14 protein-coding genes and 1 tRNA gene are annotated in these 14,002 nt (G+C 69.3%); 12 read left to right on the top strand and 3 right to left on the bottom strand.

Annotation, left to right across the window (positions count from 1 at the left end):
- Nucleotides 1-8: 8 nt before the first annotated feature.
- Genes BW41_RS02950 through BW41_RS02940 form a run of 3 tightly spaced genes read left to right on the top strand, consistent with a single transcriptional unit; the run spans nt 9 to nt 3,722 of the window.
- Nucleotides 9-1,853 (top strand): hypothetical protein, encoded by a 1,845-nt coding sequence (locus tag BW41_RS02950; protein WP_037531271.1) that lies wholly within the window; start codon nt 9-11, stop codon nt 1,851-1,853.
- A complete protein-coding gene (locus BW41_RS02945) occupies nt 1,850-2,764 on the top strand; it encodes a tyrosine recombinase (RefSeq protein ID WP_037531269.1) in 915 nt (304 codons plus the stop codon). Before BW41_RS02950 ends, BW41_RS02945 begins: the two co-directional genes overlap by 4 nt.
- Nucleotides 2,765-2,774: 10 nt before the next feature.
- Entirely contained in the window at nt 2,775-3,722 is a 948-nt protein-coding gene (locus tag BW41_RS02940; RefSeq protein ID WP_037531267.1) for an acetyl-CoA carboxylase carboxyltransferase subunit alpha, read from the top strand.
- A 73-nt stretch (nt 3,723-3,795) separates the two neighbouring features.
- Here BW41_RS02940 and BW41_RS02935 read toward each other — a convergent pair whose 3' ends face one another.
- Nucleotides 3,796-3,963, bottom strand: a complete 168-nt coding sequence (locus BW41_RS02935) for a Flp family type IVb pilin (protein WP_037531265.1) — start codon at nt 3,961-3,963, stop codon at nt 3,796-3,798.
- Nucleotides 3,964-4,099: 136 nt separating this feature from the next.
- Nucleotides 4,100-4,252, bottom strand: coding sequence for a Flp family type IVb pilin (locus BW41_RS02930; protein WP_327195557.1), 153 nt, complete (start codon nt 4,250-4,252; stop codon nt 4,100-4,102).
- Between the two features lie 80 nt (nt 4,253-4,332).
- Here BW41_RS02930 and BW41_RS02925 point away from each other — a divergent pair, with 80 nt between their 5' ends.
- Complete coding sequence (locus BW41_RS02925) at nt 4,333-4,779, top strand: (deoxy)nucleoside triphosphate pyrophosphohydrolase (RefSeq protein WP_051583205.1); 447 nt, start codon at nt 4,333-4,335, stop codon at nt 4,777-4,779.
- A gap of 42 nt (nt 4,780-4,821) precedes the next feature.
- Nucleotides 4,822-4,895: transfer RNA gene (locus BW41_RS02920), tRNA-Cys, on the top strand.
- 15 nt (nt 4,896-4,910) lie between these two features.
- Here the strand turns inward: BW41_RS02920 and BW41_RS02915 are convergent.
- Nucleotides 4,911-5,249 carry a hypothetical protein gene (locus BW41_RS02915; protein ID WP_037531339.1) on the bottom strand — a complete coding sequence of 113 codons (339 nt, stop codon included), beginning with the start codon at nt 5,247-5,249 and terminating at the stop codon, nt 4,911-4,913.
- A gap of 158 nt (nt 5,250-5,407) precedes the next feature.
- Between BW41_RS02915 and BW41_RS02910 the strand changes: the two genes are divergently transcribed.
- From BW41_RS02910 to BW41_RS02880, 7 genes are all read left to right on the top strand, one after another.
- A complete protein-coding gene (locus BW41_RS02910) occupies nt 5,408-6,088 on the top strand; it encodes a protein-L-isoaspartate O-methyltransferase family protein (RefSeq protein WP_037531261.1) in 681 nt (226 codons plus the stop codon).
- A gap of 18 nt (nt 6,089-6,106) precedes the next feature.
- Nucleotides 6,107-7,612 (top strand): TolC family outer membrane protein, encoded by a 1,506-nt coding sequence (locus BW41_RS02905; protein WP_037531258.1) that lies wholly within the window; start codon nt 6,107-6,109, stop codon nt 7,610-7,612.
- Nucleotides 7,613-7,653: 41 nt separating this feature from the next.
- A complete protein-coding gene (locus BW41_RS02900) occupies nt 7,654-8,211 on the top strand; it encodes a DUF2497 domain-containing protein (RefSeq protein ID WP_051583204.1) in 558 nt (185 codons plus the stop codon).
- A gap of 79 nt (nt 8,212-8,290) precedes the next feature.
- Nucleotides 8,291-10,324, top strand: coding sequence for a S9 family peptidase (locus BW41_RS02895; RefSeq protein WP_037531254.1), 2,034 nt, complete (start codon nt 8,291-8,293; stop codon nt 10,322-10,324).
- A gap of 46 nt (nt 10,325-10,370) precedes the next feature.
- Entirely contained in the window at nt 10,371-10,580 is a 210-nt protein-coding gene (locus BW41_RS02890; protein WP_037531251.1) for a hypothetical protein, read from the top strand.
- Nucleotides 10,577-11,188 (top strand): AAA family ATPase, encoded by a 612-nt coding sequence (locus BW41_RS02885; RefSeq protein ID WP_037531249.1) that lies wholly within the window; start codon nt 10,577-10,579, stop codon nt 11,186-11,188. Before BW41_RS02890 ends, BW41_RS02885 begins: the two co-directional genes overlap by 4 nt.
- A 22-nt stretch (nt 11,189-11,210) precedes the next feature.
- Entirely contained in the window at nt 11,211-13,901 is a 2,691-nt protein-coding gene (locus BW41_RS02880) for a valine--tRNA ligase (protein WP_037531247.1), read from the top strand.
- The last annotated feature ends 101 nt before the right edge of the window (nt 13,902-14,002 follow it).

The raw sequence follows: 14,002 nt of genomic DNA, 5'->3' as shown, positions 1-14,002 counted from the left end.
GGGACAGGATGAAGGCTCGCACGCATCGGGCGCGGCGGCTGCGACAGGTGACGCGCGGCGTCGCCGGCGTGGCGATCGTCGCGGCGGCCGTCGCCGCTTACGCGCAGGAGAAGCCCGAATCGATCCTGCCGCCGGGCTTCGGCGAGCCCGCGCCGGCACCGTCCGCCCGCCCGGCGGCGACGCCGCGCCCGGCGCCCGCCGCGAGCGGCGGCGCGGCGAGCGTGCCCGCACCGCTGCCCGTGCCGGCCCCGACCGGTCTGGTCCAGCCGCTGCCAGGCGAGACGCCGATCCCGCTCGCCAGCGCGACGCCGTCGCCGACGCCGACGGTCGACCCCGCGGTACTCGCGCAATATGAGATGCCGCTGTCCGCGCGCCGTTCGCTCGATCGGGTCGGGCCGGCGGGGCCGCGCGAGGGCGCGCTCGCGCCCGACGCCTTCGGTGAGGCGGACGGCCGCTATCTCGAACGGTTGATGCGCAGCGTCGCCGCGCCCTTGCCGTCGCGCTGGCTGTCGATCCTGTTGCGACGCACGCTGGTGGCACAGGTCGATACGCCCGCGGCGGTCGACGGCGCCGACTTCGCGGCCGAGCGCGCCTGGCTGCTGCTGCGCATGGGTGAGGCGGTCGGCGCCCGTGCGGTGGTGCAGAGCGTCGACAACGACAATTACACCCCCAAACTCTATCAGGTCGCGCTCAACACCGCGCTCGCGACCGGCGATCCGGCGGAAATGTGCCCGATCGCCGATGCCGCGCTGGCGGCGACGCATGAGCGGGGCTGGTCGCTCGCGCAGGCGATGTGCGCGGGTCTCGCCGGCGAGCCCGCCCGCGCCAAGGCGCTGGTCACCGCGGCGCGGCGGCGCAACGTCGCGACCGGTATCGATCTGCAACTCGCGCAGAAGGTGGTCGGCGCCGGCCCCAATGGCGGGCAGGCGGTGACGATCGAATGGGCGGGGGTGGATACGCTCACCGCCTGGCGCTTCGGGCTCGCCGCGGCGACCGGGGTGACGATCCCCGATAGCCTGTTCGCGACCGCCGGGGCGCAGGCGCGCTATTGGTATGCGCTGTCGCCGTCGATCCCGATGGCGGACCGCCTGCCGGCGGCGGAGGCGGCCGCCGGGCAGGGCGTGCTGTCGTCGGCGGCGCTGGTCGATCTGTACGGCGCGCTCGACGCCGCCAATGAGACGCCCGCGCCGATCGCCGCGTCGATCAACGATCTGCGCACCGCCTATATCGGCGCCGACATGCCGACGCGGCTGACCGCGCTGCGCAACCTCTGGGGTGGCACCGCCGGACAGCCGGCCTATCCGCGGCTGGTGCTCACCGCCCGCGCCGCGGCGCGGCTGCCGGCGCGGACCGGCATCGCCGAGGCGCCGCAGCTCGTCGCGTCGATGCTGACCGCGGGGCTCGATCGCAGCGCGGCGCGCTGGCGGGCGGCGGTGGACGAGGGCAGCGATGCCTGGGCGATGATCGCGCTCGCCGATCCCGACAGCGGCGGCCGGCTCAGCTACCGGCAATTGTCCGCCTATGCGGGCAGCGGCGATGCCGCGCTCAAGCAGCGGCTGTTCTTCGCCGGGCTCGCCGGTCTCGGCCGGCTCAGCCCCGACGATATCGAGCGGGCGGCAGCGGCGCTCGACGTGCGGATCGGCGCGGAGACCAGCTGGACGCGCGCGATCGATCGCGCCGCGGCGGACAATCAGCCGGGGACGGTGGCGCTGCTTGCCGCGATCGGCATGCAGACGCCGCACTGGCGCGGGGTGCCGCCGGCGATGCTCTACCGCATCGTCTCGGCGCTGCGCGCGGTCGGACTGGAGGGCGAGGCGCGGATGATCGCGGCGGAGGCGCTCGCGCGCGTGTGAGCGGCGACCGCGCGCTGATCGAGCGGTTCCTCGAAATGCTGGCGGCGGAGGCCGGTGCCGCGGCGAATACGATCGCCGCCTATCGTAGCGACCTGACGCTCGCCGCGGCGGCTTTGCCCGACGGGCTCGTCGCCGCGACTCCGAATCAGGTGCAGGCGCTCGCCGAGCAATGGCGCGCGCTGGCGCGCAGCACCGTGGCGCGCAAGGCCGCCGCGCTGCGGCGGTTCTACAGCTTCCTCACCGAAGAGGGCCACCGCGCCGACGATCCGGGCAGCGCGCTGCCGCGGCCGGGGCCGGCGCGGCGGCTGCCCAAGGTGCTCGATCACGGCGATGTCGAGCGCCTGTTCGCGGTGATCGCGGCGCGGGTCGAGGGCGAGCGGCCGCTGCCGGGCGACCTGCGGCTCGCCGCTCTGGTCGAGCTGCTTTACGGATCGGGGCTGCGCGCCACCGAATTGGTCAGCCTGCCGCGCAACGCGATCCACCCCGACCGGCCGTTCCTGATCCTCAAGGGCAAGGGCGGGCGCGAGCGGCTGGTGCCCCTGTCGGATCGCGCCCGCGCGGCGGTGACGCGGTGGCGGACGCAGGTGCCGGTCGACGCGCCCTGGCTGTTCCCCTCGGGCCGCGGCCATCTCACCCGCATCCGCCTCTACCAGTTGGTCAAGGCGCTCGCCGCCGAGGCGGGCATCCCGCCCGACCGGGTCAGCCCGCACGTGCTGCGCCATGCCTTTGCGACGCACCTGCTTGCCGGCGGCGCCGATCTGCGCGCCTTGCAGGCGATGCTCGGCCACGCGGATATCGCCACCACCGAGATCTACACGCACGTCGATGCGAGCCGGCTGGTCGAGCTGGTCAACGCGCGCCATCCGCTCGGCGATCCGGGGCGCGTTGACGGACGCGCGCGTCGCCCGTAACCCGCGCAGCATGGCGAGCTTCCTCGAATTTGAAAAACCGATTGCCGAATTGCAGGGCCGGATCGACGAGCTGCGGGCGACCGCGGCCGACGGTACGATCGACATTGCCGCCGATCTGGCACGGTTGCAGGCGAAATCCGACAAATTGCTGCGCGATACCTTCGCCAAGCTGACCCCGTGGCAGAAGACGCAGGTCGCGCGTCATCCCGAACGGCCGCATTTCAAGGACTATGTCGCCGGCCTGTTCGACGAGTTCGTGCCGCTCGCCGGCGATCGCGCCTTTGCCGACGATCAGGCGATCATGGGTGGCTTCGCGAGCTTCCGCGGCCGCAAGGTGATGGTGCTCGGCCATGAAAAGGGTGCCGACACCGCCAGCCGGCTGCGCCACAATTTCGGCATGGGCAAGCCCGAGGGCTATCGCAAGGCGATCCGGCTGGTCGACATGGCGAGCCGATTCGGCCTGCCGGTGGTGACCCTGGTCGACACGATGGGCGCCTTCCCCGGCATCGAGGCGGAGGAACGCGGTCAGGCCGAGGCGATCGCCCGCTCGACCGAGGCCTGCCTTGCCGCCGGCGTGCCGGTGGTCGCGGCGATCGTCGGCGAGGGCGGGTCGGGCGGCGCGGTGGCGCTCGCGGCGGGCAATCGCGTGCTGATGTTCGAACACGCCATTTATTCGGTGATCAGCCCCGAAGGCTGCGCCTCGATCCTGTGGCGGACCGCCGACAAGGCGGCGGATGCGGCCGAGGCCATGCGCGTCACCGCGCAGGATCTCAAGACTTTCGGCGTGATCGACACGATCGTGGCCGAACCGCTGGGCGGTGCGCATCGCGACCCCGCCGAGGCAATCCGCCTGCTCGGCGATGCGCTCGACGCGGCGCTCGCCTCGCTCGACCATCGCGACGCGGCGACGCTGCGGCAGGAGCGGCGCGAGAAGTTCCTGGCGATGGGCCGGCTCTGACGCGAGGCGGCAAACGAAGAGGGCGGCGGAACCATCGTCCCGCCGCCCCCGTGATTCGGTCGTAAACTGTGGCTCAGGTGGCCGACATGTTCGACGACACGTTCGAGAAGGTGGTCTTCAGCTTGTTGCCGAGGCCCTGCATCGCGGCGATCGCGGCGACCGCGATCAGAGCGGCGATCAGGCCGTATTCGATGGCGGTCGCGCCCTTGCTGTTCTTGATGAACTTGCGGATCGTCTGCATTCCGGTCTCCAATATACGATTACTTCAGTCACCCGGCTGAACCGGTGAACCGGAGCAGCGGTGGTGGGATAGCCTGACCAAGGTTGCTAAACTTTTAAACGAACTGGACATTTTCCGCCGAAACGGTGGCGATCGATCAGCCGGCGTTGATCACCTTGGTGCTCACCGTCTGCCAGACGTTGGTGTTGGCATTGGCGACCTGCTTGAGCGCGACAACCATGACGATGACGATCAGCGCGACGATCAGGCCATATTCGACCGCGGTCGCGCCGCGCGAATCGCGCCACACGGACGACGTCGGGCGCCGGCGGGGGCGACGGGGCAGGCGGATCGTCATTTGATCGGCAAGTAATTGGAGAGATTTAAGGAATGGCTGACGACCGGAGCGAAAACACGGCCGGCGGCATCGCGCTGATGCCGGTGGTGGCGGCGGCTTTGCTCGATGCGCGGGGGCGGGTGCTGCTGCAACGCCGCCCGCCGGGCAAGCAGATGGCCGATCTGTGGGAATTCCCCGGCGGCAAGGTCGAGGCGGGCGAAACGCCCGAGGCGGCGCTGGTGCGCGAGTTGGGAGAGGAACTGGCGATCCGCGTCGTTCCGGCGGCGATGACGCCGCTGGCCTTCGCCAGCGCCGCGCTGGGCGCGAAGCACCTGCTGCTGCTGCTCTACGTCATCCGCGACTGGACGGGCACGCCGCAGCCGCTCGAGGCGAGCGCGCTCGCCTGGGTGGCGCCCGCGGCGATGGCCGAGCTGGCGATGCCGCCCGCCGACGTGCCGCTGGTGGCGGCGCTTGCGCATTTCCTCGCAATCCAAGGTTGACGGTCCGCGCAAAACCGACCATCAGCCGCCCTCCCGCGTCGAGGCCCGATGGCGGAGTGGTGACGCAGAGGACTGCAAATCCTTGCACCCGGGTTCGATTCCCGGTCGGGCCTCCAATCCCTCGCGGGCGGTCAGTCGGACATCTTCACCCGCGCCGCGTCGCGCGGCAGCAGCATCGGCCGCATCCGCAGCCCGAGGCAGATCACTGTCGGCCAGAACAGCGTGTTGAGCACGTCGGACGTGGTGTCCTCCCAGCGCCACGAGCCGAAGTTGAGCCGATCCATCACCTCGTTGAACAGCTCCGCCGCGACGACGAACGACCAGGGCACGAAACTGCCGAGCGAGCGCCGGGTGAGCAGCCGCGCCACCATCAGCACCGCCAGGCCGGCGTGGATATGCAGGATGGTATCGGGCAGGCCGGTGCCGTCGCCGATCCAGTCGATGAACTTGTGATAGGTCGCAGGAAGCATGGCGCGCGCCATAGGCAAGCGCCGCGCCGTACGCCATCGATTTGCCGGCGCGGTGCATTTGCGCTGCCTCCGCTTGGCGCGACGCGCACTGCGCGATACAAGCGCTAGGTCACGAAGTGTATTGCGCAGCTAATACGGTTGTGCGAGAGGGATCCAGCATGAACATCACCGCCGACACCCACCAGCCCGATGCCGCCGAATTGTCGGTGATGCGGCAGGCGATGGTCGCCAGCCAGCTGCGCACCAACGCGGTCAACGATCAGCGGGTGCTGGTCGCGATGAACACCGTGCCGCGCGAGGAGTTCGTGCCCGCCGAATCGCGCGCGCTCGCCTATCGTGACACCGCGCTGCCGGTCGCCGGCGGACGCGCGATCAACCTGCCGATGGTGATCGGCCGGCTGCTCACCGAAGCCTATCTAGAAAAGAACGATCGCGTGCTGCTGATCGCCGCCGCGGGCGGCTATACCGCAGCGCTGCTCGCGCAGATCGTCGCCGAGGTCGTCGCGGTCGAGGAGGATGCGACGCTGCTCGGGCTGGCGCGGCAGGCGCTCGCCGGCACGCCCAACGTCACGCTGGTCGAAGCGCCGCTGCGCGAGGGCCATGCCGCTGCGGCGCCCTATGACGTGCTGATCGTCGACGGCGCGGTCGAGCACCTGCCCGAGACTTTGATCGATCAAGTCAAGGTCGGTGGGCGTGTGGTAACCGGGCTGATCGAAAATGGCGTCGTGCGCCTCGCCAGCGGCCGCAAGACCGAAGGCGGCTTCGGTCTGGCGCCGTTCCTCGACTGCGATTGCGTGACGCTGCCGGGCTTCGCCAGGCCACAGGGTTTCCGGTTCTAGGCAATGATAAACGGGGGGATGATGCGGGGATTGTTGTTGGGGGGCGCGGCGTTGATCGGGCTCGCCGCGCCGGCGGGGGCGGAGACGCTGCGCGAGGCGCTCGCCAAGGCCTATGCTTCGAACCCGACGCTGACCGGCCAGCGCGCCGCGCAGCGCGCCACCGACGAAAATGTGCCGATCGCCCGCGCCAGCGGCATCCCCGGCGTCAACGTCAGCGGCTCGGTCACCGACAATTTCCTCCAGGCGAACAACAATTTCGCCAATCCCGAGCGGGTCGCGGCGACGTCGCTCAACTTCTCGGTGCCGATCTTCCAGGGCGGCGCGGTCAAGAATTCGGTCCGCGCCGCCGAAACGCGGGTCGATGCCGGCCGCGCGACGCTGCGCGGCGCCGAGGCGAATACCTTCACCAATGTCGTCGCAGCCTATATGAACGTGATCCGCGACGAGGCGATCACCTCGCTCAACCAGCAGAACGTCCGCGTGCTCGAGGTCAATCTGCGCGCCAGCCGCGACCGGTTCCAGGTCGGCGATCTGACGCGGACCGACGTCGCCCAGTCGGAGGCGCGGCTCGCGCTGGCGCGGGCGCAGTTGCAGCAGGCCGAGGCGCAGCTGATCTCGAGCCGCGAGGTCTATATTCAGGTGGTCGGTTCGCCGCCGGTCGCGCTCGAACAGCCGCCGGCCCTGCCCAACCTGCCCGATTCGCCGAACACGGCGGTCAGCGCCGCGCTCAACAACAATCCGAACCTGATCGCTGCGCGGCGGCAGGCGGATGCGACCCGCTACGATGTCGCGGTGGCGCGCTCGAACCGGCTGCCGAAGCTGTCGGTCGTCGCCGGGCCGAATTACTTCAACTATCTGCAGACGTTGCCCGCGGGCTCGTCGCTGCCCAATTCGGGGACGGCGGCGTCGGCGGGCTTGCAGGTGACGCTGCCGATCTTCCAGGGCGGCCGCCCGGCGGCGCAGGTCCGTCAGGCGGAGGCGCTGCGCGGCCAGTCGCTCGAGGCGGTGACCGCCGCCGAACGGGCGGTGGTGGCGCAGACCCGCGGCGCCTATGCGGTATGGCAATCGTCGCAGCAGGTGATCTCCAGCTCGGAGACCGCGGTCAACGCCAACAAGCTCAGTCTCGAAGGCGTGCGCGCCGAGAATAGCGTCGGCACGCGTACCATCCTCGACATCCTCAATGCCGAGCAGGAATTGCTCAACAGCCAGGTGACCTTGGTGAGCGCACGCCGCGACGCCTATGTCGCGGGCTTCGCCCTGCTCGCGGCGATGGGCCAGGCGGAGGCGCGCGACCTTGGCCTCGACGGCGGCTCGCTCTACGATCCCACCGTCAACTACCGGCGCGTCCGCAACCGGATCAGCGACTTCGGCGGCGATGGCGAGCCCGTGCCGGTCGCCCCGTCGACCGCACAGACGCCGCCACAAAATGCCGCGGTTGCGAAGACAACCGACCCGATGCTCGATACGCCGGTTGACAGGACCCCCGCGTTGACGACAGGTGCTGCATCGCCAAGTCGCCAATAACGGCGTCGAAAAAGGGTAGGGACGTCAGGACCATGGGGGATATGAGCGCGGAGCCGTCGATGGAAGAGATCCTCTCGTCGATCAAACGTATCATCGCCGAGGAAGGCGAGGGCACGCAGGCGCGCACGCGGCGGACCCGCATGCAGCCGCAGCCGATCGAATCGGAAGCCGAGGTGCTCGAGCTGAGCGATCCGATGCCGTCGCCCGCCGCGCCCGAGCCGGTCGCCGAGGTCGCACCGCCCGCGCCGCAGCCCAGGCCGCAGCCGCAGCCGCAGCCGCAGATGATGCAGCCGCCCGCCCCGCACGCGCAGGCCCAGCCGCAGCCCGCGCCGCAACCGACGCGCGGCCCAGCCGTTCAGTCGCCGATGTCCGAGGAACCGATCCTGTCCCACCATGCCGCCGCCGCCAGCCTGGGTTCGCTGGAAACGCTGAGCAAGCTGCTCGTCAAGCCCGAGGCCGAGAGTGACGGCACGCTCGAAGGGCTCGTCCGCGAGATGCTGCGGCCGATGCTGCGCGAGTGGCTCGACACCAATTTGCCCGGACTGGTCGAGACGATGGTCGCGCGCGAAATCGCCAAGATCACCTCGCAGGTCCGCTAATCATCCAAGGGGCTCCCGTCGATCGGGAGCCGCGTGACGAACGTTGCTCTGCCGGTCCGCTGCTCCTAAGCTCGCCGGCATGAGACGTCTGTTCGCCGCGAGCCTGCTCGCCACCGCCGCGGTCGCCGCGCCCGCCACCGCCCGCCAGCTCACCATCGACGATGTCACCACGCTCAGCCGGATCGGCGCGCCGACCGTCTCTGCGGATGGACGCTGGCTGGTCTGGGCGCAACGCGAGACCGATATCGCCGCCAATCGCGGCCGCTACGATCTCTGGCGGCTCGACCTGTCGCGCAAGGGTGCCGCGCCCGAACCGCTCGCCAATCAGGCCGCGGTCAACGAGAACGATCCGCAGATCGTCGGCGACAGCGTCTATTTCCGCGCCGACGTCGGCGGCGAGGACGCGATCTGGTCGGTACCGGTCACCGGCGGCACGCCGCGCAAGCTGAGCGACTTCAAGGGCGGCTTCGGCGGCTTCAAGGTCGCGCCGAGCGGTGACCGCATCCTCGTCTGGGCCGATCGCAAGCCCAATGCGTCGAGCCTCGCGCCAGCGATGGAAAAGAAGGATCCCGCTGCCGGCGAGGGTCGCGTCTATGACAAATTGTTCGTCCGCCATTGGGATAGCTGGGTCGACGGGACGCATTCGCAACTGTTCGTGCTGCCGCTGAGCGCGGCGGGCGCGCCCGGCGACGGGGTCGCGCTCGAACACGGGCTCGACGGTGACACGCCGTCGCGGCCGTTCGGCGGCGGCGAGGAAGTCGCATGGAGCGCCGACGGCAGGACCGTCTATTTCGCCCTCCGCGTCGCCGGCACCACCGAACCGCGCTCGACCAATCTCGATATCTGGTCGGTCCCTGCCGACGGCTCGGCCGCGCCGCTCAACCTCACGCCCGACAATCCGGCGACGGATACGCTGCCGACCGTCTCGCCCGACGGGCGCAGCCTCGCCTGGGTGGCGATGAAGCGACCCGGGTTCGAAGCCGACCGGCAGGTGCTGATGCTGCGCGATCTGGCGAGCGGCCAGGTGCGCGCGCTGACGCAAGGGTGGGACCGGTCGGTCGGCTCGATCAGCTGGTCACCCGATTCGAAGCGGCTCTACGTCACCGCGCAGGACACGCAGGAAAACCCGCTGTTCGCGGTCGATCCCGCCTCGGGCAAGGTGACCCGGCTGACGCAGCAGGGGCATGTCTCGGCGTTCGCGGCGACGCCGCGCGGCGCGGTGGTGGCGATCAACAGCCTGACCGCGCCCGACGATTTCTACAGCCTGACGGGCAAGGGCAAGCCGGTGCGGCTGACGCAGGTCAATGCCGCCAAGCTCGCCGGCATCGACATGCCGAGCGTGACGCGGTTCAGCTTCACCGGCGCCAACAGCGATACCGTCTGGGGCTATGCGGTGCGCCCTGCGGGGAGCACGGGCCCGGTGCCGGTCGCCTTCATGGTCCATGGCGGCCCGCAGGGATCGAGCGACAACAGCTGGTCGTACCGCTGGAACCCGGCGGTGTTCGCCGGCGCCGGCTATGGTCTGGTTGCGGTCGATTTCCATGGCTCGACCGGTTACGGTCAGGCCTTCACCGATGCGATCAGCGGCAATTGGGGCGGCTGGCCGCTCGACGATCTCAAGGCCGGGCTCAAGGCGGCGACCGATCGCTTCTCCTGGCTCGACGGCAGCCGCGCCTGCGCGCTCGGCGCCTCCTACGGCGGCTATATGATGAACTGGATCGAGGGGCAGTGGCCCGATCGCTTCCGCTGCATCGTCCAGCACGACGGCGTCTTCGACGCGCGCGCCATGGCCTATGAGACCGACGAACTATGGTTCGACGAATGGGAACATGGCGGCAAGGCCTATTTCGAGGACCCGCAGGCGTTCGAGAAATGGAACCCGGTCAATTACGTGCAGAATTGGAAGACGCCCCAGCTGGTGATCACCGGCGAACGCGATTTCCGCATCCCCTATACGCAGGGCCTCGCCGCCTTCACCGCGCTGCAACGGCGCGGCATCCCGTCGCGCCTGCTGGTCAATCCCAATGAAAACCATTGGGTGCTCAAGCCCGCCAATTCGCGGCAATGGTATCGCGAGGTGCTCGGCTGGATGGACCGCTGGACGGCGAAGTAGGTGGAAGGTCGGGTTGCAGCGTCTATATTAGGGATGGAGGCGTGCGATGAAGGTCGAGATCGTCAAGGATGGTATCGACGCCGGCCAATCGGGCCGAGCGCGGTACCGCACGGTGGAGGCGGACGGGACGGCGATGCGCGTTCGCGTCGTCGACGCCGACAGTCCGAGCTTCGCGGCAGACTTCGAGGCGGCGTTCCGCGCGAACGTCCGTCGTATTCGTCGCGATAACCGGGCATTGCGCACTGCCGCCGAATGAATGGCACGGTTCGTTCGGCGCCCCGGCCGCGGTTGTGGATCGTGGCCGGGCCGAACGGGTCGGGCAAGAGCTCGGCCTATGATCGCAGTGACGTCGATGAGTTCGGCGGGTCGGTGTGGATCATCAACCCAGATCTTCTCACCGCCAAGATCATGGCAGTCGAGGGCGCCACGTCGCAGGCGGCCAATCTGGCGGCGGTGACACGGATCGAACAATGGCTCGATGCGTCGATCGACGCCTACCAGACCATCGGCGTCGAAACCGTCTTGTCGACCCCCAAATACCGGCGGCTGGTCGAGAAGGCCAAGGCGCGCGGTTTCGAAGTGCGGCTCATCTACGTGTTCGTCGCGACCGCGGAAATCCAGTTGGAGCGGATCGCGTTGCGCGTCGCCAAGGGCGGCCACGACGTCCCGCCCCCCAAAGTCTATGCCCGACGCGCCCGCTCCTTCGATCAGCTCGGCTGGTTCCTCGAAGCCGCCGACGCAGCCTGGCTGTTCGACAACTCCGGCGCTGCACCGCGGTTGGTCGGCCGCAAGCAGGATGACCTGTTGCAGCTCAGCGAAGGGATACCCGCAGAGATCGTGGATCGCCTGACTTCTCAGGCTTGATCGTTGAAGCTACAGCCCGGCCATGACCGAGCTTGCCAAGACCTTCGACCCCGCCGCGATCGAGACCCGCTGGTACCAGCATTGGGAGACGAACGGCCTGTTCCGCCCCGATCGCCCGAACGCCGAGCCGTGGACGATCGTCAACCCGCCGCCGAACGTCACCGGCTCGCTCCATATCGGCCATGCGCTCGACAATACGTTGCAGGACATCCTGACGCGGCATGCGCGGCTCAAGGGCAAGGATGCCCTGTGGGTGGTCGGCACCGATCACGCCGGCATCGCCACGCAGATGGTGGTCGAGCGGCAGATGGCGGCACGCGGTGAGCAGCGCAGCGACCTCGGCCGCGAGGCGTTCATCGCCAAGGTCTGGGAATGGAAGGCGGAGAGCGGCGGTGAGATCACCCGCCAGCTGCGCCGGCTCGGCTGTTCGATGGACTGGGCGAACGAGCGGTTCACGATGGACGAGGGCTTTTCGAAGGCCGTCGTCAAGGTGTTCGTCGAGCTGCATCGGCAGGGCCTGCTCTATCGCGACAAGCGGCTGGTCAATTGGGACCCGGGCCTCGGCACCGCGATCAGCGACCTCGAGGTCGAGACGCGGGAAGTGCGCGGCAGCTTCTGGCAGTTGCGTTATCCGCTCGCCGACGGCAGCGGATCGATCACCGTCGCGACGACGCGGCCCGAGACGATGCTCGCCGATATGGCAGTTGCGGTGAACCCGGAGGATGCGCGCTATGCCGATCTCGTCGGCAAGCAGGTGCGGCTGCCGATCACCGGCCGGCTGATCCCGATCGTCGCCGACGACCATGCCGATCCGGCGCTCGGCTCGGGCGCGGTCAAGATCACGCCGGGGCATGACTTCAACGATTTCGAGGTCGGCCGCCGCGCCGGGATCGAGGCGCGCGACATGCTCAACATGCTCGATGCCAAGGCGCGGGTCTGCCAGACCCGCGACGGGCTGATCCCGGCCGACCTGATCGGGCTCGACCGGTTCGAGGCACGCGCGCGCATCGTCGCACGGCTCAAGGACGAGGGCGTGCTGATCCCCCACGTCGACAAGGAGGGCGTCGAGCATGACGCCGAGCCGCGGACGATCCAGACGCCCTATGGCGACCGCTCCGGCGTGGTGATCGAGCCGTGGCTGACCGATCAATGGTATGTCGACGCCAAGACGCTGGCGCAGCGGCCGATCGAGGCGGTGCGCTCCGGCGCGATCGCGATGGTGCCGAAGAGCTGGGAAAAGACCTTCTTCAACTGGATGGACAATATCCAGCCGTGGTGTGTCAGCCGGCAATTGTGGTGGGGGCATCAGGTGCCGGCGTGGTTCGACGCCGCGGGCAATGCCTATGTCGCCGAAACCGAAGAACAGGCGCAGGCGCAGGCGGGGGAGGGCGTCGCGCTGACCCGCGATCCCGACGTGCTCGATACCTGGTTCTCCTCGGCGCTGTGGCCGTTCGCGACGCTCGGCTGGCCCGACAATGCCGACCCGACGCTCGGCGGGCGCTATCCTAACGACGTGCTGATCTCCGGCTTTGACATCCTGTTCTTCTGGGACGCGCGGATGATGATGCAGGGGCTGCACTTCCTCGACGCCGTGCCGTTCAGGACGCTCTACCTGCACGGCCTCGTCCGCGCCGCCGACGGCGCCAAGATGTCCAAGTCGAAGGGCAATACCGTCGATCCGCTCGGGCTGATCGATCGCTACGGCGCGGACGCGCTGCGCTTCTTCATGGCGGCGATGGAAAGCCAGGGCCGCGACATCAAGATGGATGAGAAGCGCGTCGAGGGCTATCGCAACTTCGCGACCAAGCTGTGGAATGCGGCGCGCTTCGCGCAGGCGAACGGCATCGGCGGATCGACGCCGGGCAAGGCGCCGGCGGCGTCGCTCGCGGTCAATCAGTGGATCATCGGCGAGACGATCGCGACGGTGCAGGCGATCGATCTGGCGCTTGCCGACCTGCGCTTCGATGCGGCGGCGGAAGCGATCTACCAGTTCGTCTGGAACCGCTTCTGCGACTGGTATCTCGAACTGATCAAGCCGGTGCTCGGCGACGAGGGCGCGCAGGACGCGGCGGCCGCCGCCGAGACGCGCGCCGTGGCGGGCTGGGTGATCGACCAGATCCTCGTCCTGCTCCATCCGTTCATGCCCTTCATCACCGAGGAATTGTGGCATGCGATGGCGCCGCGCGACCATGATCTGATCGTCGCGCAATGGCCGATGGTCGACGGCGAGCATATCGACGCGGCGGCGATGGCCGACATCGCCTGGCGCATCCGGCTGATCGGCGAGGTGCGCACCGCCAAGAACGAACTCGGCATCGCGCCGGGCACGCAGCTCACCGCTTATGTCCGCGACGCCGATGCGACGACGCAGCGGCGCGTCGCCGGCGCCGAGGCGGCGCTGCGCAAGCTCGCGCGGCTGCAGGGCGTGTCGTTCGATCCGGCTCCGGCCGGCGCGGCGATCCAACTCGTCGTCGACGAGGCGACCTATGTCATCCCGCTCGACGGTGTCATCGATCTCGACGCCGAACGCGCCCGCCTGACCAAGGCGATCGCCGCCGCGGCGAAGGAGCGCGACGCGCTCGCCGGCCGGCTCGGCAACGCCAGCTTCGTCGAGCGCGCCAAGCCCGAGGCCGTAGAAAAGGCGCGCGCCGACCACGCCGAGAAGAGCGCCGAAGCGGAGCGGCTGTCGGCGGCGCTGGCGCGATTGGGGTGATGGGCCCGTCGCCTTGGCGGGATGAGAGGTTTCGCGCAGAGGCGCGGAGGACGCAGAGGGGGCGTAGCGCGTACTGCGCCTTCATGGCCGGTGAGGTGGGC

The organism is Sphingomonas sp. RIT328 (assembly GCF_000632225.1).
In the GTDB taxonomy this organism is placed as follows: domain Bacteria; phylum Pseudomonadota; class Alphaproteobacteria; order Sphingomonadales; family Sphingomonadaceae; genus Sphingomonas; species Sphingomonas kyungheensis.
This window is presented reverse-complemented; position numbering and strand designations above follow the sequence as displayed.